This window comes from Emticicia sp. 17c, from assembly GCF_037153985.1.
Lineage (GTDB): Bacteria > Bacteroidota > Bacteroidia > Cytophagales > Spirosomataceae > Emticicia.
In genome coordinates this window covers 215,652-238,421 of sequence record NZ_JBBAYI010000006.1, presented here as the reverse complement: position 1 = coordinate 238,421, position 22,770 = coordinate 215,652, and the positions used below count along the sequence as shown (strand labels likewise).

18 protein-coding genes are annotated in these 22,770 nt (G+C 41.5%); 5 read left to right on the top strand and 13 right to left on the bottom strand.

Annotated elements, in window-relative coordinates:
• Together WAA15_RS13795 and WAA15_RS13790 are read left to right on the top strand one after the other, a co-directional pair.
• Entirely contained in the window at window positions 1–2,778 is a 2,778-nt protein-coding gene (locus WAA15_RS13795; protein ID WP_337043362.1) for a family 78 glycoside hydrolase catalytic domain, read from the top strand.
• A gap of 127 nt (window positions 2,779–2,905) precedes the next feature.
• Complete coding sequence (locus WAA15_RS13790) at window positions 2,906–4,369, top strand: UDP-N-acetylmuramoyl-L-alanyl-D-glutamate--2,6-diaminopimelate ligase (RefSeq protein ID WP_337043361.1); 1,464 nt, start codon at window positions 2,906–2,908, stop codon at window positions 4,367–4,369.
• Between the two features lie 195 nt (window positions 4,370–4,564).
• Here WAA15_RS13790 and WAA15_RS13785 read toward each other — a convergent pair whose 3' ends face one another.
• From WAA15_RS13785 to WAA15_RS13740, 10 genes are all read right to left on the bottom strand, one after another.
• Complete coding sequence (locus WAA15_RS13785) at window positions 4,565–5,188, bottom strand: OmpH family outer membrane protein (RefSeq protein ID WP_337043360.1); 624 nt, start codon at window positions 5,186–5,188, stop codon at window positions 4,565–4,567.
• Window positions 5,189–5,350: 162 nt separating this feature from the next.
• On the bottom strand, window positions 5,351–7,246 hold the full coding sequence (locus WAA15_RS13780; RefSeq protein WP_337043359.1) for a hypothetical protein: 1,896 nt from the start codon (window positions 7,244–7,246) through the stop codon (window positions 5,351–5,353).
• 277 nt (window positions 7,247–7,523) lie between these two features.
• Window positions 7,524–8,594 (bottom strand): 3-isopropylmalate dehydrogenase, encoded by a 1,071-nt coding sequence (leuB, locus tag WAA15_RS13775; protein WP_337043358.1) that lies wholly within the window; start codon window positions 8,592–8,594, stop codon window positions 7,524–7,526.
• 146 nt (window positions 8,595–8,740) lie between these two features.
• Complete coding sequence (locus WAA15_RS13770; protein WP_337043357.1) at window positions 8,741–8,854, bottom strand: GxxExxY protein; 114 nt, start codon at window positions 8,852–8,854, stop codon at window positions 8,741–8,743.
• A gap of 123 nt (window positions 8,855–8,977) precedes the next feature.
• Window positions 8,978–10,495 carry an alpha-isopropylmalate synthase regulatory domain-containing protein gene (locus WAA15_RS13765; RefSeq protein WP_337043356.1) on the bottom strand — a complete coding sequence of 506 codons (1,518 nt, stop codon included), beginning with the start codon at window positions 10,493–10,495 and terminating at the stop codon, window positions 8,978–8,980.
• 53 nt (window positions 10,496–10,548) lie between these two features.
• Entirely contained in the window at window positions 10,549–11,145 is a 597-nt protein-coding gene (leuD, locus tag WAA15_RS13760) for a 3-isopropylmalate dehydratase small subunit (protein ID WP_337043355.1), read from the bottom strand.
• Between the two features lie 59 nt (window positions 11,146–11,204).
• On the bottom strand, window positions 11,205–12,605 hold the full coding sequence (leuC, locus tag WAA15_RS13755; RefSeq protein ID WP_337043354.1) for a 3-isopropylmalate dehydratase large subunit: 1,401 nt from the start codon (window positions 12,603–12,605) through the stop codon (window positions 11,205–11,207).
• A 769-nt stretch (window positions 12,606–13,374) separates the two neighbouring features.
• Window positions 13,375–14,217 carry a helix-turn-helix transcriptional regulator gene (locus tag WAA15_RS13750; protein ID WP_337043353.1) on the bottom strand — a complete coding sequence of 281 codons (843 nt, stop codon included), beginning with the start codon at window positions 14,215–14,217 and terminating at the stop codon, window positions 13,375–13,377.
• A gap of 4 nt (window positions 14,218–14,221) precedes the next feature.
• Window positions 14,222–14,980 (bottom strand): ABC transporter ATP-binding protein, encoded by a 759-nt coding sequence (locus tag WAA15_RS13745; protein WP_337043352.1) that lies wholly within the window; start codon window positions 14,978–14,980, stop codon window positions 14,222–14,224.
• Between the two features lie 66 nt (window positions 14,981–15,046).
• Window positions 15,047–15,778: an MlaE family ABC transporter permease gene (locus WAA15_RS13740; RefSeq protein WP_337043351.1), complete on the bottom strand. Its 732-nt coding sequence runs from the start codon at window positions 15,776–15,778 to the stop codon at window positions 15,047–15,049.
• 116 nt (window positions 15,779–15,894) lie between these two features.
• Between WAA15_RS13740 and WAA15_RS13735 the strand changes: the two genes are divergently transcribed.
• On the top strand, window positions 15,895–16,602 hold the full coding sequence (locus WAA15_RS13735; RefSeq protein WP_337043350.1) for an SDR family oxidoreductase: 708 nt from the start codon (window positions 15,895–15,897) through the stop codon (window positions 16,600–16,602).
• A 52-nt stretch (window positions 16,603–16,654) separates the two neighbouring features.
• On the opposite strand, the gene pdhA is transcribed toward WAA15_RS13735, so the two are convergent.
• From pdhA to recF, 3 genes are all read right to left on the bottom strand, one after another.
• Window positions 16,655–17,671: a pyruvate dehydrogenase (acetyl-transferring) E1 component subunit alpha gene (gene pdhA / locus WAA15_RS13730; protein WP_337043349.1), complete on the bottom strand. Its 1,017-nt coding sequence runs from the start codon at window positions 17,669–17,671 to the stop codon at window positions 16,655–16,657.
• 238 nt (window positions 17,672–17,909) lie between these two features.
• Window positions 17,910–18,215: a 30S ribosomal protein S10 gene (gene rpsJ / locus WAA15_RS13725; RefSeq protein ID WP_101724935.1), complete on the bottom strand. Its 306-nt coding sequence runs from the start codon at window positions 18,213–18,215 to the stop codon at window positions 17,910–17,912.
• A 146-nt stretch (window positions 18,216–18,361) separates the two neighbouring features.
• Window positions 18,362–19,465, bottom strand: coding sequence for a DNA replication/repair protein RecF (gene recF, locus WAA15_RS13720; RefSeq protein ID WP_337043348.1), 1,104 nt, complete (start codon window positions 19,463–19,465; stop codon window positions 18,362–18,364).
• A 121-nt stretch (window positions 19,466–19,586) separates the two neighbouring features.
• On the opposite strand from recF, the gene WAA15_RS13715 reads away from it, so the two are divergent.
• Complete coding sequence (locus WAA15_RS13715; RefSeq protein WP_337043347.1) at window positions 19,587–20,936, top strand: sugar porter family MFS transporter; 1,350 nt, start codon at window positions 19,587–19,589, stop codon at window positions 20,934–20,936.
• Between the two features lie 323 nt (window positions 20,937–21,259).
• Window positions 21,260–22,768 carry a F0F1 ATP synthase subunit beta gene (atpD, locus tag WAA15_RS13710; RefSeq protein WP_337043346.1) on the top strand — a complete coding sequence of 503 codons (1,509 nt, stop codon included), beginning with the start codon at window positions 21,260–21,262 and terminating at the stop codon, window positions 22,766–22,768.
• Window positions 22,769–22,770 lie beyond the last annotated feature (2 nt).

The window sequence follows — 22,770 nt, the reverse complement described above, 5'->3', positions numbered from 1 at the left end:
ATGAAAAAACTCGTTTTTTCCTTTATTACTTTCTTTGCCCTTACGCTGACCTACGCACAGAATGTAGAAAAACTTCGCTGCGAATATTCCGATAATCCACTAGGGTTAGATACTCCTAAACCGCGTTTATCGTGGCAAATTACCTCTCCTACGCGTGGAACCAAACAAACTGCGTATCAGATACTGGTAGCCGATACAGAAGAAAACCTGAAAAAAGATAACGGCAATGTCTGGAATTCAGGCATGGTAAAATTAGACCAGTCTCTTTGGGTAGTTTATGGCGGCAAACCGCTCGAATCACGCAAAAGGTATTTCTGGAAAGTTAAAGTCTGGAATGAGAAAAACAAACCCTCTGCTTATAGTACAAACGCATGGTGGGAAATGGGGCTACTACAAAAAACCGACTGGTCGGCGCACTGGATTGGCAAAAAAGGAACCGAAGGCCGCCCGCCCAAAGCGGTTGAACTACAAAAAGAATTTCAGCTAGCCAAAAGGGCTGTCAGAGCCAGAATTTATGTAACAGGGTTGGGCGCGTATCACCTGATTTTTAATGGAAAAAAAGTAGGGCAGGATGTGCTCACACCCGGCTGGACACACTACCTAAAAACCATACATTACCAAACCTACGAAATTGCCGGAGACGACCTCACCATCGGAACCAATTTTATTACAGCTACCCTCGGCAGCGGCTGGTGGAGCAGCGGGCTAGGCTGGGGTGGTGGCAAGTTTGCTTACAGCGACGGCCCTTGCCGATTACTGTTTCAACTGGAACTGGAGTTTTACGATGGCTCAAGGCAAACCGTAGTATCAGATGCTTCTTGGAAAACACGCCTCTCGCCTATTGTATCGAACAGCTTATATAATGGCGAAGTATACGACGGCAGACTGGAATACGGCAAAGACTGGGAAAACGCCACTCTTCTGGATGATGCCAGCAATAAAACTACTTTATTCGGCCCCAAAGAACAAGACAACACCAATGATGAAGCCGGAACTTTCAGCACCAAAGATGCTCAGTTAATTGCCTCTGTTGCACCACAGATTCAGGTAATGCAAGAAATAAAAGCCATTAAGATAACAGAGCCACGTAAAGGACATTTTGTTTTTGACTTTGGTCAGAATCTGGTAGGCTTTACGCATCTGAAAGTTGAAGGCAAGGCGGGTAAAGAAATAGAAATGAAGTTTGCGGAGCTTCTGACAGATAAAGGACTGGCCGACCAAGCTAATTTGAGGAGTATCCGCCCCACAGACAAGTATATTCTGAAAGGTTATGGCGTTGAAGAATGGGAGCCAAAATTCACGTATCATGGCTTTCGGTATGTTGAGGTTGAAGGCTTGCCCAAAAAGCCCGACGAAAATACCCTTGTGGCCAAAGTGATTCATAATAATGTGCCATTTACCGGAAGTTTTGCCTGCTCGAACGAGTTACTGAACAGTATCTATAAAAATATTACTTGGGGCCAACGCAGCAATATGCACAGTGTACCAACCGACTGCCCACAAAGAGACGAACGTTTGGGTTGGATGGGCGATGCCCAGATTTTTGCTCCAACAGCTAGTTATATTATGCAAATGAATGGCTTTTTTGCCAAATGGGTGCGCGACATTGCCGACTCACAGCATTCAACGGGGTATGTGTATGACGTAAACCCTAAAATTGTAGTGGGGGGGCCATCGAAACCTGCATGGGGCGATGCCATCGTGATTGTACCTTACCGAATGTATCAGTTTTATGGCGACAAACGCATTATTGAAGAAAATTATGAGCCGATGAAACGTTGGGTCGAATACATGAATAATCATCCTAATACCAAAAAAGACGGTATCTATTATTTTCAGGCGGGTGATTTTTATGGCTATGGAGACTGGGTTCCGGTCGAGAAATCGCCAACGAAACCCATTGGTGGCAGTTATCAGTTTTATTCAAACAAACTACTGGCCGAAATGGCAAAAGTTTTAGGCAAAACAGCCGATGCCCAGAAATACGCCGACATTGCCACCAAAGTAGCCAGCAAATACAACGAAATATATTTTGATGCCAAAAGCAAAAATTATGAAGGGCAAACACAGGGCGCAAACCTGATTCCGCTAAGCCTCGGAATTACTACTCCTGCCGACCGCGAAGCCGTTGCCAAAAACGTTGCAGCTAATGTACGTGCCAAAAACGACCACCTCACCACGGGCTTTTTATCGACCGAAATGCTTTTACCTACTTTAAGCGATGCCGGCGAACACGAACTGGCCTTTAAAGTAGCTACGCAAAAGACGTATCCGAGTTGGGGGTACATGGTCGAGAAGGGCGCAACAACCATGTGGGAATTATGGAACTCTGACACCGAAAAACCCGAGGGCATGAACTCCCGGAACCATTTTGCGTATGGCTCTATCGGTGAATGGATGTACGCGTATCTGGCAGGTATAAAAGTTGACCCTCAAAGTTCAGGATTCAAACATTTTATTATTGCGCCTATGCCCGCCGGAGACTTAACGTGGGCCGAGGGTAAATATGAATCAGGTTACGGCCCGATTAGCTCAAACTGGACTTTACAAGGCACTAAATTTACCTTGAAGGTAAACGTTCCGGCTAATACCTCGGCACAGATTCAGCTACCGTTGGCAGGTAAAACAAATGCCGTTATCAAAGAGAGCGATAAACTGGTTTTAACGGGCAACAAAGCTCCAAAAGTAAAACTACCGGGCATTAACTTCGTGAAAGTTGAAAACGGTAAAGCAATTTTTGAGGTTTTAAGCGGAAGCTATACATTTACAGTAGAATAGAGGTTACACAAGGGCAGAAAAATAAGTTTTATATGTAATATATTTGCGAATCCATCAACCGGATAAGGGTTCAAAATTTTGAAACCCATCGAAAATAAAACCATATAATTTATCAAAAACATTTCTTATGATACTAAGCGACATTCTATATAAAGTATCTTTACAGGCTGTTTCGGGTAAAACCGATATAAATATCAACAGCCTTATTTTTGATTCCAGAAAAGTACAACAGGGTAGCTTGTTTATAGCCATTGGTGGCACACAGGTAGACGGCCACCAGTTCATCGAAAAAGCCATTGAGTTGGGTGCATCGGCTATTTTATGTGAGCATTTTCCTGAAAACCGGCACGAAAACGTAACCTACCTTAAAGTAGAAAACTCGGCCCGTGCGATGGGCTTTCTGGCAGCCAATTTTTATGGAAATCCATCGAAAAAATTAAAACTGGTTGGTGTTACGGGTACTAATGGCAAAACCTCAACAGTTACTTTGCTTTTCAGGCTATTCAGAAAACTGGGTCATCGGTGTGGATTATTATCGACCGTGCAAAACCAGATTGACGACGAAATTATCCCTTCTACACATACCACACCAGACTCGGTAAAAATCAACGAATTACTCGACGAGATGGTGCAAAAAGGAGTCCGCTACTGTTTTATGGAAGTTAGTTCTCATTCGGTAGTACAGGAGCGTATTGCAGGGCTACACTTTACGGGTGGAATTTTCACGAACATCACCCACGACCATCTGGATTTCCACGAAACATTCGATAATTATATTAAGGCTAAAAAGGGTTTCTTCGACCAGCTTCCGGCATCGGCATTTGCCCTTGTCAATACCGACGATAAAAACGGGAAGGTCATGATTCAGAATACAGCCGCCCGAAAGGAGTCTTATTCGCTGCGTAATATTGGCAGTTTTAAGGGTAAAATTCTGGCGTGTGGTCTTTTTGGTCTACAAATGGATATCGATAGTCGGGAAGTGTGGTTCAAGCTAATCGGTGCTTTTAATGCTTATAACCTACTGGGTGTATATGGGGCTGCGGTTTTATTAGGCGAAAACCCCGACGAAGTACTTATGCAGTTATCTGACATTCAGCCACCCGCTGGCAGGTTTGAACAAGTGGTTTCACAAAACCATATAGTAGGTATTGTAGACTACGCCCATACCCCCGACGCGCTGAAAAATGTACTGGAAACTATTGTGGATTTACAAGAAGGCAACCAGCAGATTATTACAGTTGTGGGCTGCGGCGGTAATCGCGATGCTACCAAACGCCCTATTATGGCAGAAATTGCTTGCAGGTTTAGTAACAGGGTTATCCTGACCTCTGACAACCCTCGTAATGAAGACCCTTTTGCCATTCTTGGCCAGATGGAAAGCGGAGTTCCTCCTATTTATGTAAATAAGGTTCAGACAATTGAAGACAGGCACGCTGCTATATTTGAAGCGGTAAAAATAGCACGCCCGCAAGATATTATTCTGGTAGCAGGAAAAGGCCACGAAACTTATCAGGAAATTAAAGGTGTAAAACACCATTTTGATGATAAAGAAGTACTACAAGAGGCTTTTGACGAAATCTGGAAGAAGTAAACCAGTATCTAACCAAAACGGGGTTTGATAACTTTATATCAAACCCCGTTTTGGTTATCTGAATTTTATTAATTGCTGTAATCTTTCATAAAAACATGATGAAACAGCATTTTCTGAAACTATATCCAAAAAATATCAGTGCTGATGCTCAAATAAAAATACTTGAATTTCAGACCAGATAAGTTACGCTAGGCATTATTGTTTTTTCGGTGTGGGTTTCTTTGCCGTACTTGGTGCTGTTTTAGCCGGAGTTGTTGTTTCTTGTGGTTTGGCTGGCGGCGTACTGCCAAGTTTTATTAATACCGCGTCTGAAAGGTTGTCTCTTCCGTTGTCGTTTGCATAAAGTAGCACTGGCGTTGATTCCCTGTTTGAAGCATCTACATTGCGTCTGAATACAATTTTATATCCTTTTTCGGCGGCTACTTTCTTGGTGGCAGCATCTACATTTTCGCGAATAACCTGATACTTTGTTGTGATAAGGGTCTGTAATTCTGCTTCGGCACTCGCCTGAAAATCATCCATTACTTTTTTCAGGTCTTTCACTTCCTGCAAAGATGCATTCAGCGATTCAGTCGTCAGGTTTTCTATACTTTTTAAAGAAGCCTGATATTGAGCGTATCGCTCCTGATAGGCGTTATTTTTTTCTTCCAATTGCTTGGTTAGTTCATCTCTTTTATTGCTTACTTCGGTTTGTAGTGCCTTCACCTGATGGTAATTAACCATGATGTAGTCATCATAGACATAACCTATTTTCTGGGTCTGTGAAAAAGACAAATAACTGACAAATGTTAGTGTAATAGCTAAAACTATTTTTTTCATCGGGTTTTATCGGGTAATGTTTCGTCAAAATTAGCTAATAATTCTGACGAAAAAAATACTCCCTTACTCAAACGTTTAGCACAGCCGAGCCACATTTTGCTTTTATACTTTCGGTTAAACCTCTGTAACAACCGGTTTTAGGCCGACCGTTATTTTTTCTGTCTATTTTTTGCAGTTACACGAAAGGCTCAATTTTTTACCTTCAGCCACATTTACTTCTTTAAACCACTCTTTTGGTTTCGGAATAAATACCACTTTTCCGGCTATTGGCACAACAGCCGTTTTGGTAGGTTGCCCAAATCTTTTGTAAAACTCCTGTATTTCATTGGCCGGAAGTAAATCGACATACAGGTTAATACCTGCAAAATCGTTTTTCTTAAAGAACTCGGTAAAGAAAGTCCACTGCTCTGGGGTGAAACTATTTATCAGGCGTGTCGAATGCCCAAATTCTTTGCTATCGCCAACAAACATTTTATTCCAGCCTTTTTCCAGAAAAGGCTGTATTAAAGAAGGGTGCAAGCGCCCATAGTAATGGCCTATTGTTTTCTTGTCATGAAAACGTTTCAGGGTATGCACGCCGCTACTTTTCTCATAGGTAGGGCATAGATTCTCGAGCGTACCAACCCCGTTACCACCTGCTACGCAAAAAGGCCAGTCCAGAACTGCCTCGCCTTTTTGTTTTTTTACATATTCAATATAAGGCTTAAAGGAAGCATCGAAAGTATAAGCGGGCCTATTATACCTCATACCAAAAACAGTATAGGTTTCGGCAACTCCGATTACGCTTATCAGGCTTATGATTATTGCTTTTCTGGAAACCCTTATTGCGCTGTAATCGGCCATTAAAAACAGAAAACTACAAAAAATTGGGATGATAATTGTTATTCTGGAGGTAACCCTATACATTTTACACCACGGCAACGCCTGAATAATAGGCCACCTGACAGGATGGCTCCCTATGGCTAGCAGAAAAAAAATCAGGAAAGGAATCATGACCCATCTTGCTTTTCGGGGCGTGTAAATAAATCCGAAAATTGCAATAGCCATACAAAATAGCCCCGGACTCAAAGAACCCAAGCCTTCGGGCCTATCATGAAAAATCTCCTTAAAAGGATTATATGCGGCATTAAAAGATTTGAAATAAGGCAGAAAAAGACGCAGGGGCATATCCCACGTAAAACCCGCAGCAAAATCGAAATGAAATTGCCGAACCGCACTAAAAACCTGCCAGATAACGGGCACATATAACCACCACGCAATGCCTGTAATGAGTAACATGGCTACCAGCAGCGTTTTTTGGGGTTGCACCTCATGATACCAATGCCGCACAATACCCTGCAAATATATACGGTATTGTTTCTTGATGCATAGCAACAACAGAAACAAGCCCGAAAAGAAAAAGGAGTTTAAGGCAAAACCCAGAATATAGGCGAGGTCTAGCCCTAAAGCCAGACTCATAATCATGATTTTAAAGAGTATTAGCCTTAGGCTTATAAATTCTTTATAGACGAATTTTCTGACAATGATAAAATCCAGAAATATACTGATTGTTGCCCAATGAATAATAGAATAAGCAAAATGTGCCGGATAACGGTTAAGGGCATGGAAGTTCAGGAAACTGACCAGCAATGCCACCAATATAGCCCGTTGGTAATTAAAAAAGTATCCTATCAGAAAAAAAACTCCGAGGGCATTTATTAATACACTAAGTGCATAATAGATATTTAACCACGGGCCACTGCCCCACCAATTATAACAAAGTGTATAAAAGTAGTTGCCTTCCAGAAACCAGCCCTGAAAAGCATGATTTGACCCATAAGGATAGAAGTGGTCGTTGTTGGTAAGTTCCAGTTTAGGATAACCCGGAAAAGAGAGGTGCTTTGCCAGATAGTAACTCATATTTTCCCATTGCTCGGTATCAGTACTCCAGTAGTCTGACAAAGGCTCACGGAAATTTTTTATGTCAAAGCAACAAAACCAAACTTGAAAAATCAGAATTAGGGCTAATCCAAGAAATTTGGCGCGATTAAAGTTAATGTAAGACGTTTTAGAAAACATTTTTTGAGTTGGACTATTCACAGCGTTTATAGCATAGCCTTCTCAAGTAGTTGCATTTAACGATGTCACAAAACAAATGTTATTTTTAGTCTTTTTCAACAACAATCCAGAAAACAGGAGGGTGTACTTCCAGAAGCCTTATTAGGGATTTTGTATGCACAGGTTATTTGTAATTACTTGTCGGCCTGATATGAAGCCTTAGATACGCTAAAACCAGCGTTTAAGTTATTAAAGCTGCAAGCTAAGTATTTTGCACCTAGCTTGCAAATATGCAGTGTTATATTCTTTTTAATATTTCTTCGCCGATGGCATCGGTGCCTAAAATCATTTCGGCTGGTGTTGAGGCATCTGCAATGTCTCTGGTACGGAAACCCGCTTTCAGGGTTTGCTCAACGGCCGAAATAATGGCTTCGCTTTCTGCTTTGAGGCCAAAAGAAATATCAAGCATCAACGCGGCCGACAAAATAGATGCCATAGGGTTGGCTAGCCCTTTGCCTGTAATATCATGGGCTGAACCATGAATTGGCTCATAAACGCCTGTACTATCTCCTACTGATGCCGATGCAAGCATTCCCATTGAACCTGCAATCTGAGAAGCTTCGTCGGTCAGAATATCTCCGAAAAGGTTTGCCGTTACTACAACATCAAACTGTTTCGGGTTTTTAATCAGCAACATAGCTGCCGAATCAACAAACTGATGTTCAACTGTTACCTCTGGGTATTCTTTGGCTACTTTTTGTACGGTTTCTCTCCATAAACGACTGGTTTCCAATACGTTTGCTTTATCAACCGACATTAATTTCTTGCTACGGGTCATGGCTGCTTCAAAAGCCTTACGGGCAATGCGCTCTACTTCGTAGCGGCTGTATTCAGCGATATCGTAGGCAGTATCACCCTCATTTTTACGGCCTTTTTCTCCGAAATAGATGTCGCCTGTGAGTTCACGGAAAAACAGAATATCAGAACCTTTCAGAATTTCAGGTTTAATGCTTGATGCCCCCAGAAGTTCATCGAATAGTTTAATTGGACGTAAGTTGGCATATAAGCCTAGCTCTTTACGCATTTTTAACAAACCTTGTTCAGGACGAACTTTGGCTGTTGGGTCGTTGTCATATTTCGGGTGGCCTACGGCTCCGAAAAGCACAGCGTCAGAAGCACGCATTTTTACCAGTGTTTCTTCTGGTAGAGGGTCGCCTGTGGCTTCAATGGCTACGTGGCCGATGAGTGCTTCGTCATAAGTAAATTCATGACCGAATTTCTGCGCTATTTTTTCTACTACTTTTTTTCCAACGGCTGTTACTTCCTGCCCGATACCGTCTCCGGGAACAACTAAGATATGTTTTTTCATTTATTTTGTTTTTTTTTAACCACCGAGTAATACCGAGTTTTGCACGGTGCCTCACGGAGTTTATAATACGAATCTTTTTATTCCTTCTTTTAAACTACTACATTAAAATTCATCAGATAGCCTAATGTATATTTACCTAATCTCATCTATGTTAATACTTCCGCTGGGTGAACATCATTGATGCCTTCTACTGATTTTACCTCTAAAACGATTTGATTTTCAACTAAAATTCCTGCTTGGTGTAATTCTAAAACAAGCATTCCTTAATAAGCGTTTTCTAAAAGCCCGCAGTATGAACCTCAAAAGCGGCTTTCAATACATTGCCTGATAAGACGTTTTACTACGTGTAGCCCAGTGCCATAACTCTGTGGTTAAATAAAACGTTAGAATTGAATCAAGTTAAGCATCTTCTGGGTAGCTTTAATAGCTGATACCGTCTGGTCTGAATCTAAGCCACGGGTTTTGAACTCTTTATTGTTATGTTCCCAAGTAATGATTGTTTCGCAGAGGGCATCTGTTTTGCCACCCGGTGGAATCCGAACGGCGTAGTCGGTCAGCATCGGCAGAATAGTCTTTTTCTTGACATAAATCTTCTTCAAGGCATTCATGAAGGCATCATACTGGCCATCGCCCTGCGCACTTTCTTCAAAGGTATGCCCGTCTATTTTAACCAGTAATGTTGCCGATGGCCGAAGATTCTTTGAATGCGTTAGCACATAGTTCAGCACTTCAACTCTTTCTTCAATGGCACTTGTATCAATTACATCGGATATAATATACGGGAGGTCTTCTTTGGTAACTACTTCTTTTTTATCGCCTAGCTCAATTATACGTTGCGTAACTTTCTTTAAATCTTCCTGCGAAAGTTTAATTCCTAACTCTTGCAGGTTTTTCTCGATGTTAGCCTTACCAGAGGTTTTACCTAAAGCATACTTACGGGTACGCCCGAAGCGTTCGGGCATCAGGTCGTTAAAGTACAAATTGTTTTTGTTGTCTCCGTCGGCATGAATACCTGCTGTTTGGGTAAAAACGTTTTCGCCTACTACGGGCTTATTGACAGGCACGCGGAAACCCGAAAATGTTTCGACCAACCGGCTCACCGAATACAGAGATTCTTCGACAACGGCTGTTTCAACCTCAGGGAAGAAATCTTTCAGCACAGCAATTGTACTGGCTAACGGGGCATTGCCGGCCCTTTCGCCCATGCCATTTACAGTTAGGTGCAAACCACTTGCCCCAGCCCTGATGGCCTCCATTACGTTTGCTACGCTCAGATCATAGTCATTATGGGCATGAAAATCGAAATGCGTATTGGGGTAACGCTGCACAATGGCATGTATAAACTCGTAAGATTCGGCTGGTGTAAGTACACCCAGAGTATCGGGCAACAATACCCGTTCGATGGGTTGGCGCGTAAGAAAATCAAGATACTGGAATACGTATTCACGAGAGTTTCTCATGCCATTGCTCCAATCTTCCAGATACACATTACATTTAATATCTTTCGATTTTGCCAGAGCAATTACCTGAGCAATTTCTTCAAAGTGCTGTTCGGGTGTTTTTTTAAGCTGATGCGTAAGATGATTAAGCGACCCCTTTGTGAGCAGATTCATCACTTTAGCCCCTGCCTCCTCCATCCATTTAACAGAGGTATCACCATCAACAAAGGTTAGTACCTCTATTTTATCGAGTAATCCGTTTTCGGCTGCCCATGAGGTAATTTTTTTCACTGCCTGAAATTCTCCGTCTGATACCCTTGCAGAAGCTACCTCGAGGCGGTCAACTTTTACTTCTGTGAGTAATATCTGGGCAATGGTTAGTTTCTCGGTAGACGAAAAAGACACTCCGCTGGTTTGTTCACCATCGCGGAGTGTTGTATCCATTATTTCTATATATTTCATTTTGCTGTTTGCTTAAAGCAGTGGTTTTGTTGTCTCCGGTTTTCAGTAGCTGATTAATAGAGACTTTCCTCAGCAAATGTTTTTATTTCGCTTTTCATGGCTTGCAGATAATCGATATCATCGAAGCCATTCATCATATTGTGTTTTTTGTATCCGTTTATGGCAAAACTTTCCTGTTCGCCTGTTGCTACAATTGTAATTGTTTGTTCTGGCAGGTTTACTTCCAGTTCTGCTTTAGGGTCGGCTTCTATGGCCTTGAAGATTTTATCCAGAAATTCAGGGCTTACCTGTACTGGCAACAAACCAATGTTGATAGAGTTTCCTTTGAAAATATCGGCAAAGAAGCTCGACACCACACAACTGAAACCATAGTCATAAATAGCCCATGCGGCGTGCTCACGGCTTGAGCCACTTCCGAAGTTACGACCACCCACCAGAATTTTGCCTGAATAAATCGGGTTATTTAATACAAAATCCTGTTTTGGGGTATCGTCAGCATTATAACGCCAGTCTCTGAAAAGGTTATCGCCGAAGCCCTCACGTTTGGTTGCTTTCAGGAAACGTGCAGGGATAATCTGGTCAGTATCTACGTTTTCGATAGGCATAGGCACTGCTGTACTTTTAAGTACGGTAAATTTATCGTAAGCCATTTGTGTAATATTTTTGGAGCTTGGGCAAGTGTATGCCCCAAGCAATAGGTGTTTAATTGTTAGATTAATTCTCGTGGGTCGGTAACTTTACCTGTAACAGCCGCAGCCGCAGCTACTAGCGGGCTTGCCAGTAGTGTACGCGCACCCGGCCCCTGACGACCCTCAAAGTTTCTGTTTGAAGTAGAAACGGCATATTTACCCGCAGGAATTTTGTCGTCGTTCATGGCTAAACAAGCCGAACAACCCGGCTGGCGTAACTCAAAACCAGCTTCATTCAGAATATCCAGAATACCTTCTTCTTTGATTTGAGATTCTACAATATGTGACCCCGGCACTAGCCATGCGGTTACGTTATCGGCCTTTTTGCGCCCTTTAACGATAGAAGCAAAAGCACGGAAATCTTCGATACGGCCGTTGGTGCAGCTTCCCAAGAAAACGTAATCAATTGGTTTGCCAACTATTTGTTCGTTTTCTGCAAAGCCCATATATCCTAATGATTTTTTGTAGCTTGCTTCGCCGTCTTTTACCTGACTGGCCGTCGGGATATTCTGAGAAATACCCGTGCCCAAACCCGGATTTGTACCATAGGTAATTTGTGGCTCAATGTTAGCGGCATCGAAAGTATATTCCAAGTCAAAAACTGCGCCTTCTTCGGTTGGTAGGGTTTTCCAGTAGGCTACGGCTTTATCCCACTCTTCGCCTTTTGGTGCCAGTTCTCTACCTTTAAGGTAAGCAAAAGTGGTTTCGTCAGGGGCTATCATACCGCCTCTGGCTCCCATTTCGATAGACATATTACAAACTGTCATACGGCCTTCCATCGACATATTTCTGAATACTTCTCCGGCATACTCTACAAAATAGCCTGTTGCACCAGCAGCCGATAATTGAGAGATAATATAAAGTGTTACGTCTTTCGGCATTACGGCTGCACCTAATTTGCCATTGATGGTTACGCGCATTTTTTTAGGTTTTGGCTGCATGATACATTGCGACGAAAGTACCATTTCGACTTCTGACGTACCAATACCAAAAGCAATTGCCCCAAAAGCACCATGCGTAGAAGTATGAGAGTCGCCACACACGATGGTCATACCCGGTTGGGTAATTCCGTTTTCTGGCCCAACTACGTGTACAATACCGTTTTTCTGATGCCCTAAGCCCCAGTGTGAAATACCATATTTAGCCGTATTAGTTTCTAATGCTTTTAGCTGGTTGGCCGAAAGTGGGTCTGATACGGGCAGGTGTTGGTTAATGGTTGGTGTATTATGGTCGGCAGTAGCAAATGTACGCTCTGGGAATAATACATTGATTCCTCTGCTTTCGAGGCCAAGGAATGCCACCGGACTGGTTACTTCATGAATAAAGTGACGGTCAATAAATAACACATCCGGGCCGTCTTCGATTTTACGAACAACGTGTGAATCCCATACTTTGTCGAATAGTGATTTTGGTGTTGACATTTTATATTTAAGCGTTTTTTTAATGTTTATCAGTCAAGCTTACTCAACTGTTCTATTGAATTACCTGTCTGTTCTCCGAAAAGTTTATCATCTTCCCAAGTAAGGGGGTTATTGATAATATATTACCTAGATAGTATCAAAAGCATTATCGTCTCTAATAATATGATTCCAAAAACGAGTTTGCCATTTAAAATCCGGCGTTATCTTGCGAATATGTTTCGTACAAACTGATTTATATGAACCAACAATTGATGAAATAGTATGTTTACCTTGGTTTCTAAAACGATAATGGGGTTCAGTCTTATCTTTTCTTAATGCATCATCTGTGGTAGAGACAGGGACTAGGCGTCCCCGCAATGCCCTGTCTCTACGTCGATATTGGATATTTTATCAATATTTTTTCAATCAAATTCTTATCTAAAATCAAAATGCCATGAACATGATTGGGCATTATGATAAATTCACCTAAAGTAATAAATGAAAAATGTTTCGGAATTTCATACCAAAAGCCTTGAACAATGGCTCCGGCAGTTGATAGTTTCATTTCTCCTTTATTACATTCACCTAAAAAGTATTGTCGATTTTTGGTACAGATAGTAATAAAATAAACGCCATCTGAGCCATAATTCCAATTAAGATGACGGCAGATGGAATACGATATTTGTTCTGAAACTTATCTGCCTAGATTGCTCTATTTTAACAATACAAAGTTGAGTAGAATATCTCAATAAGAATTAACGAAATACGCCCAAAAAATAGTGTTTTTGGTTCAATGGTTTTTCTTGGGCGTAAAACCGTATTTTTCCTTAAATGCTTTGATGAAGTGAGAAACGCTCTCGTAGCCAATTTCAAGGCTAATCTCGGAGACGTTTTTAGAGGTGTTTTGTAGTAGAAATGAGGCGTATTCAAGCCGTTTGTTGCGTATCCATGCGGCTGGTGATGTATGAAATTGCTGTTCAAAATCTCTTTTAAAAACAGAAAGGCTTCTGCCTGAAATACGTGCCAGTTCCTCGATAGACAGGGGTTTCAGGTAATAGTTTTCGAGCAGATAAGCCAAATCTATTTTTTGCCCCTGATATATCTTGAAAAGCGTTCGCCTGAACTGATTGCTGCGGTCTAGTTCTATGAGGTGCAGCATTAATTCGTTGAATTTCAGTTTCAGAAACTGGTTCATGAGGTTAGTTCTGGCACTAAAAAACGGAATGAGCGAATCAACGAACTTATCGAAATTGGGCGTACTGTCCAAACTTAATATCTGTTCAAAGGGGTCGTCGGTCGATTCATCAAACAAGGTGAGGTTCTGGGCAACAAATTCTTTCAGAAGGCTTTCGGGGAAGAAAAATACAAGGCTTCGGTAGTTGCTGTCAATCGATTCGTTCATCGAATAGCAACCTCTTTGGAAGAATAAAATCTGCCCTTTTTGTACGTGAATATCCTGTGTAGGAGAAATAAACTTCTTTTCGCCTTCTAATACATAAATGATGGCGTGTTCTTCAAAAAAGATTTCGTTGCGCGGCGGATAAATATTGTTGCGATACGCGACGAAGGTCATATCCTGAATCTTTAATGATTCAAACTCATTGGCACTAATAGAAGAAGGAACCCGAAGCATGGTATTAATGACGTTTATCGTCTCGCATTTGTTTTAAGGCTCTGTTTGAGAACACAAATTCTTCTAGTTCTGGCACGGTGGTATCCAGAATAGTCTGGCTGTTGCCCTCCCACAATTTCTTGCCTTTATAAAGAAACATGATATAGTCGCCGATGGAAAGCACGGAGTTCATGTCATGCGTAATAATAACGGTAGTAGTATTATATTCTTCTGTGATTTCCTTAATGAGCTCATCAATTTTGATAGAAGTGAGAGGATCAAGGCCAGAGTTAGGTTCATCACAGAACAAATATTTCGGATTCATGACAATAGCACGGGCAATACCTACGCGTTTTTTCATACCACCAGAAATTTCTGAGGGCATACGGTTGCCTGTTCCTTCGAGTCCTACACGCTGCAAACAGAATTCAACCCGTTCTTTTTTTTCTTTTTCGGGCATTTCTGTGAGCATATCTAACGGGAATTGTATATTCTGATGCACGGTTTGGGAGTCGAACAAAGCTCCTCCCTGAAAAAGCACCCCCATTTCGCGACGGATATTTTTCTTATCTTCTTCTTCTCCTATGTAAAAGTCTCGACCATCGTAAAGTGTAGCTCCATTTTCTGGACGTACCAAGTCGAGCATACATTTAAGAAGTACGCTTTTTCCGGTACCACTTGCCCCGATTACGAGGCTCGTCTGACCTTTCTTAAATACGCCACTGACATTATCCAGTACCTGACGGTCGTTAAAAGATTTTGAGATATTTTTTATTTCAATCATAAGAACTTAATCCTGAATTGCACGGTAAGGAAGTTTAAATTATTGCTTTCAGCACTTAAAATCTGGTTAGGTTAAAAGTTCAGCTAGCAGGTAGTCGGCTATTAAAACGGCAATACAACTATTTGTTACGGCCGAGGTACTTGCCTGCCCTACTTCTAATGCTCCGCCGCGTGTATAATAGCCCTTAAAAGCCGAGATAGTAGAAATAAGAAATCCAAATACAAAGGCTTTGATTATGGCTATAAAAACATTAAAAGGCACAAAAGAGTATCTGATACCATAGATATAATCTTCGGGTGTGATAATGCCTGTTAAAGTACCTGCCAGATACCCACCAAAAATACCTAAAAAACCAGAGATAATGGCTAGCAAAGGAAACGTAAATACAGATGCCAGCAGCTTAGGTAATACCAGATACGAAGCCGAGTTGATACCCATTACCTCGAGGGCATCAATCTGTTCGGTAATTTTCATGGTGCCTAACTCACCGGCAATATTAGAGCCTACTTTTCCGGCCAGAACCACACACATAAATGTTGAGGAAAGCTCGAGCAGGGTCATGTCACGCACAATATTACTGACAATGTATACTGGCACCAGTGGGCTTACCAGATTGGCTCTGGTTTGTACGCAGGTTACTGCACCTATAAACACCGCCACAATAGCTACAATAAAAATAGAACTAATGCCGATGGCTAAACACTCGTCTAAAAACCTATTCCAATAGACTCTTAGGGTTTCTCGACGGGTAAATAGCTTTCCCAGAAATATTAAATACCTTCCTACAACAGATAACATACGTTTAAGCTAAGTTTTTAACGATATTTGCAAAGATAAGCAATTGTTTAATAACGCATTTTAGTTAGTAGATTTATATTCAAAAACCAAACCAATCGCAAAAATCAATAGACACAATGAGCCAGAAACTAATAGTTGTTACGGGAGGTACCCGCGGAATAGGCAGGGCAATTGTTGAAATATTTGCCAAAAACGGTTTCGATGTAGTAGCATCGGCCCGTAAAAGAAAAGACCTTGAGGAGTTGCAGCTTTTCATAAACACGCAATATGGTGTTCAATGTTTTACTTATGCTGCCGATTTGGGCAAAAAAGAACAAGTAACAGGTTTAGTAGATTTTATTCAGTCGCTCAACCGACCAGTGGATGTTCTGGTTAATAATGCCGGTAATTTTATTCCGGGTAATATTCATGAAGAAGAAGACGGCATATTAGAAAACCTTATTGAAACTAATTTATACAGCGCCTATTACCTGACGAGGGGCTTAGTAAAAGGTATGATAGCCCAAAAAAGCGGTCATGTTTTTAATATGTGCTCGGTAGCAAGCCTGAAAGCCTATCCGAACGGTGGGTCATACAGTATTTCCAAATTTGCTTTACTAGGGTTTAGCAAAGGTTTAAGAGAGGAAATGAAGCCACATGGTGTAAAAGTGACATCAATTATGCCCGGTGCAGTGTTAACCGATAGTTGGGCAGGAGTGGATATTCCGGCAGAAAGGTTTATGACACCAAGCGATGTTGCCCAGACGGTCTGGACGGCCTATTGTTTGTCTGACAGTGCCGTCATTGAGGAGATTGTGATGCGCCCGCAATTAGGCGACCTGTAAATAACAAAAGCCAGCTTCGGGGCTGGCTTTTGCTTGTATAATTGCTTATTGACTACTCGGTTAAGAATGGGTAATCAGACTGAACGTAGATGTCATCAAAGGCGGTTTCAGCTTTAGGGAAAGGCGATTCTTCTGCAAATTTAACAGCTTCTTCAACCTTTGCTTTTACGCGGTTATCGATTTCTTCCAGTTCTGCCTCTGTTGCAATACCGTTTGTCAGGATACGATGACGGCAAAGCTCTACGGGGTCACGCATTTTCCATTGCTCTACTTCATCTTTTGTACGGTATTTTTGTGGGTCAGACATTGAGTGCCCACGGAAACGGTAAGTTTTAAACTCAAGGAAGGTTGGCCCTTCGCCCGCTCTGGCACGGTCGGCAGCACGTTTTACGGCTTCGTGTACCATTTCAACATCCATGGCATCAACTGGTTCTGCCGGCATATCATACGATTCTCCGATGGTATATAGTTCTCTTACGTTTGATGTACGCGCAACAGAAGTACCCATGGCATAACCGTTGTTTTCAACGATAAAGATTACGGGTAATTTCCAAGTCATGGCCATGTTAAAGGCTTCGTGCAATGCTCCCTGACGAACCGCACCGTCGCCAAAGTAACACATACAAAGGTTTTGTGTACCTTTATATTTTTCGGCAAATGCAATACCTGCACCTAACGGAATTTGCGCCCCAACAATACCATGCCCACCTATGAAGTTTACTTCTTTATCAAAAATGTGCATCGAACCACCTTTACCTTTGGTTGTACCGGTTTCTTTACCGTATAATTCGGCCATTATTTTATTAGGGTCTGTACCTAATGCTAATGGGTGGCCGTGGTCTCTATATGCTGTAATCCATTTGTCGTCTTTGGTTAATGCTGAAACAGCCCCTGAAGAACACGCCTCCTGCCCAATATATAAGTGACAAAATCCACGAATCTTTTGCTGCCCGTATAACTGTCCGGCTTTTTCTTCAAATTTTCTTTGAAGAAACATAGACTCGTACCAATACATATATGTTTCTTTACTGTATTTTACCTTTGGTGCTTTTTCTTTCGTAGCTGCCATGAATCTATTTTGCTTAAAATTTATAAATGTTCTTTTGCTTAGTGGGTAGCAAATTTATGAATTAAATCATTATCGACGAAAAATATTGAGATATTCTATTGATTTATGTAGGCAATTAAGGGGAATAATGACATTAAATTTTTATAAATATGCTACTTATTACTTGTATCAAGACCATACGGGCACAAAAAAAGCCCCTGATTGTTATCAGGAGCCTATCGCATCAATTAAGAGATAACTACACTTTAATCTCTACGTCAACACCACTTGGTAATTCCAGTTTCATCAGGGCATCAACAGTTTTCGGGCTAGCCGAGTAGATGTCGATGAGACGTTTGTAAGTACAAAGTTGGAACTGCTCACGTGATTTTTTGTTAACGTGCGGAGAACGCAATACTGTGAAGATTTCTTTACGGGTTGGTAACGGAATTGGTCCGCTTACAACGGCTCCTGTAGATTTTACAGCCTTCACAATTCTCTCTGCCGATTTGTCCACCAGATTGTGGTCAAATGACTTTAATTTGATTCTGATTTTTTGTGACATTGGTTCAAAATTTTTTTAGATGAACCCCTCCGAAAGAACCATTTGCTTCAGAAAAGGGGCAAAAAATGCGTTGTTTTCACAACGCGGGTGCAAAATTATGAAAAAAATTGGAGAAAAAAGAAAGAAAATGAAAAAAACGAGAAATTTCATATAACCGTTTTGTGTTCATTACTGATATTAAAGTATTTTACCTCGGCCTTTACGTTCTCGAGTATTTTTTGTGTGCGCTCGGGGCGAGCATCAGTTATAAATACCTGACCAAACGTATGATTATCAATACTTTCGATGAGTTTGTTGATTCGTCTGTCGTCGAGTTTATCAAAAATATCATCTAGCAGTAAAATAGGTTTTACTTCTTTGTGTTTTTCTATCATTTCAAATTGTGCCAGCCTTAGGGCCATGACAAACGCTTTCTGTTGCCCCTGTGACCCGAATTTCTTGATGGGGTAGGTATCAATTTCAAATATATAATCGTCTTTATGAATGCCTTTCGTTGTTCGTTGGGCTCTTACGTCGGTTTGTCTATTCAGACGAAACTCCTGTGGAAACTCTCCACTGGCAACCTCGGATTCATAAATAATTTCTACTTCTTCGCGCCCTTCACTAATTGTGGTATAGTGTTTTTTAAAGATAGGCAGGAAGGTATCTACAAAGTTTCTTCGTTGTTTATAGATGCGTAAAGCCAGTTTCACGAGCGGGTCAGAGTAGGTATCGAGCAAGTCCTGATCAATAAAGTTACGTTCTGCAAATATTTTCAGCAGGCCGTTTCTTTGTTCCAGAATACGGTTATATTGTTGGTAGTCAGTTAGGTACTCGGTATCCATCTGTGACAACACGCCGTCAAAAAAACGTCTTCTTTCGTCGCTTCCTTCTTTGATAAGTTCGGTGTCATCGGGTGCAATGAGTACGACAGGAAACTGCCCGATATGATCAGAAATACGCTCGTATGGCTTTTTTTCGTGCATCAGGATTTTACGTTGCCCCCGCTGGATGGAACAGGTAATCTGGTGGGTTCGGTTGTTTTTTTTGAAGATGCCATCGACGAGCATAAACTCGGTATCATGATTAATATTATGGGCATCCTGGTGATGAATGGCGCTTTTACTTAGAGCCAGAAAGTAGATGGCATCGAGCAGATTGGTTTTTCCACTCCCGTTTTCGCCTACGATACAGTTCACTTCAGGAGAGAAAGTGTAGCTGGCTTCTTCATAATTTTTAAAATTAGAGAGATAGATTTTTTCTAAAAACATTCTGCTGGCTCCTATAAGAAATATCCGTGTTAACGGATTACCAATCCGTGATACGAAATTACACAATTTTCATGAAAATTTAGTTTATTTGTATCGACACTTATATTTAACCTATACATTTATGAACAAAAATACCCTGCTTTATTTTATTGCTGCCGTAGCTGCTACTGGCGGCCTTTTATTTGGTTTCGATACCGGCGTTATTAATGTAGCCCTTCCGTCACTCAGAGCGCACTTCCATTTTGGGCCGGAAATAGAAGGATGGATTGTTGGTGCTGTATTGGCAGGCGGTGCGCTTGGTCCTTTTATTAGTGGGCCGCTAACCGATATTCTGGGCAGAAAGAAAATAAACATTGTTGCTTCGCTTGTTTTCATAATTGGCTCGGTTATTACTGCTGTTGCCCCAAGTATTACTTTTCTTATTATTGGGCGGCTATTTTTAGGGCTAGCTATTGGCATTGTGGCCTCTACGGTTCCGTTATATTTAGCCGAAATTGCGCCTACCAATATGCGAGGGCAACTGGTAACTTTTTTTCAGTTAGCTATTACGATAGGCATTTTACTTTCTTATGTGGTTGGGTATTTTTTTGCTGAGCACGCCGATGGCTGGAGAAGTATGTTCTGGGCAGGGTTTGTGCCGGCAGCTATTCTGTTTTTAGGAATGTTATTTGTGCCAGAAAGCCCACGCTGGCTTATAAGCAAAGGACGAGAAACAGAAGCACTTACAGTACTGAATCGCCTGCGTACGTCAGAACAGGCAACGCTCGAGCTAGCCAATACCAAAAGAATTATCACTAGCGAAAAGCACAATAAGGCAAGCTGGAAAATGCTATTTAGCAAACGCCTGCGGATTCCGCTGTTTATTGCCGTTGGTATTTTCTTTATTCAGCAGTTTTCAGGTATTAATGCCATTATTTATTTCTCGACCGACATTTTCAAAAATGTATTTCCGAACGGCAATGAAGCCTCTCTGGCAACTGTTGGAGTGGGCATAACCAACTCGTTGGCTACTGTTCTGGCCATTGCGGTACTTGATAAATGGGGGCGTAAGCCTTTGCTTTATACGGGGCTAATTGGCACAGCCATTTGTTTATCAACGGTAGGGTTGGCGTTTTTCCTGAAAGACTCGCTCAACACAAGTGTACAACAATTTATGTTGGTTGGTGGCATATACGTTTATATCATCTTTTTTGCCATTAGCTTGGGGCCACTAGGTTGGCTGTTGATTTCGGAGATTTATCCATTAAAAATCAGAGGCTTTGCTTCAAGTATGGGGAGTTTCAACCATTGGGTGTTCGATTTTTGTGTAGCTTACACCTTCCCTATTATGGCGGCCACTTCGTTAGGTACAAATGGCGGTATCTTTTTCATTTACACGCTTGTTGTATTACTAGGGTTACTTTTTGCCAAATTTGTAGTTTTTGAAACCAAGGGTATGAGCTTAGAGGATATTGAAGCACGGTGGAAATAACATCCGGTTAAAAGTATTACCTTTTTTACGTTATATTTTAATCTCGTTTTAATAGGTTTTTCTTTCCTGAAATAAGCCTCTTTTGTTTCGTACAGGTTGGGGGTTTAGGAAAGAAAAACCTTTGTTTTATCATAAAAAAACTTCGGCTCTATAATTATAGTATAGGGCATGGCGGGGTAGTTCATCTAAAAAAAATACAAAATCTATTGCACAAGTTTTGCTTTTCAAAAGTAGAAGTATTAATTTTGCGTCCCAAAACGGGATGTTGCTGTTTTACTACTCATCTCGCTTTCAACGTATCTAAATTTTAAAATACTCCATAAATGGCTAATATTGGTAAAATCTCACAGATTATCGGACCCGTGGTTGACGTGAGTTTTGAGGGAAAAGGTTCGTTTATCCCCCCTATTCTTGATGCTTTGTCAGTAGAAAAGGCAAATGGTCAAAAAGTTATCCTTGAAGTACAACAACACCTTGGCGAAGACCGCGTACGTACCATTGCAATGGACGGAACAGAAGGTTTACAACGCGGCATGGATGTAGTACACTTAGGAACACCGATTACAATGCCTACTGGTGATGCTATCAAAGGTCGTTTGTTTAACGTAGTTGGTGAAGCAATTGACGGTTTGGAGCAAGTAACCACTCCGGGGATGTCTATCCACCGCGCGGCACCGAAATTTGAAGAATTAGCAACTTCAACCGAAGTTCTTTTTACTGGTATTAAAGTAATTGACTTGTTAGCCCCTTACGTAAAAGGTGGTAAAATCGGTTTGTTTGGTGGTGCGGGTGTAGGTAAAACCGTATTGATTCAAGAGTTGATTAATAACATTGCAAAAGCATATTCAGGTCTTTCGGTATTTGCTGGTGTAGGTGAGCGTACACGTGAAGGAAATGACCTACTCCGTGAGATGATTGAGTCTGGTATCGTGAAATACGGTGAGGCTTTCAAACACTCAATGGAAGAAGGTGGCTGGGATTTGAGCGTAGTAGATAAAGATGCCTTGAAAGAATCACAGGCAACGTTTATCTTCGGTCAGATGAATGAGCCTCCAGGAGCCCGCGCTCGTGTAGCGTTGTCGGGTCTTACTGTGGCTGAGCACTTCCGTGACGGTGACGGCGAAGGCAAAGGACGTGATATTCTTTTCTTTATCGATAATATCTTCCGCTTTACGCAAGCAGGTTCAGAGGTATCGGCCCTTTTAGGTCGTATGCCATCTGCGGTAGGTTACCAACCAACCCTTGCAACCGAAATGGGTAACATGCAAGAGCGTATTGCCTCAACAAAGCGTGGTTCAATCACATCGGTACAAGCGGTATACGTACCTGCCGATGACTTGACTGACCCTGCCCCTGCAACAACTTTTACCCACTTGGATGCTACCACGGTATTGAGCCGTAAAATTGCCGAGTTAGGTATTTACCCTGCCGTTGACCCTCTTGATTCATCTTCACGTATTCTTGCAGCTTCAGTATTAGGTGATGCACACTATAATACAGCACAACGTGTGAAAAACATCTTACAACGTTATAAAGAGCTTCAGGATATTATTGCCATTCTTGGTCTGGAAGAGTTATCAGAAGAAGATAAACTGGTTGTATCGCGTGCGCGTCGTGTACAACGTTTCTTGTCACAACCATTCTTCGTGGCAGAACAGTTTACAGGTTTGAAAGGTGTATTGGTTGATATTAACGATACAATCAAAGGCTTTAACCAAATCATGGACGGTGATTATGACCACCTTCCAGAAGCGGCCTTCAACCTTGTTGGTACTATTGAAGATGCCGTTGTGAAAGGTGAAAAATTGATTGCAGAAGCGAATAAACAATAACA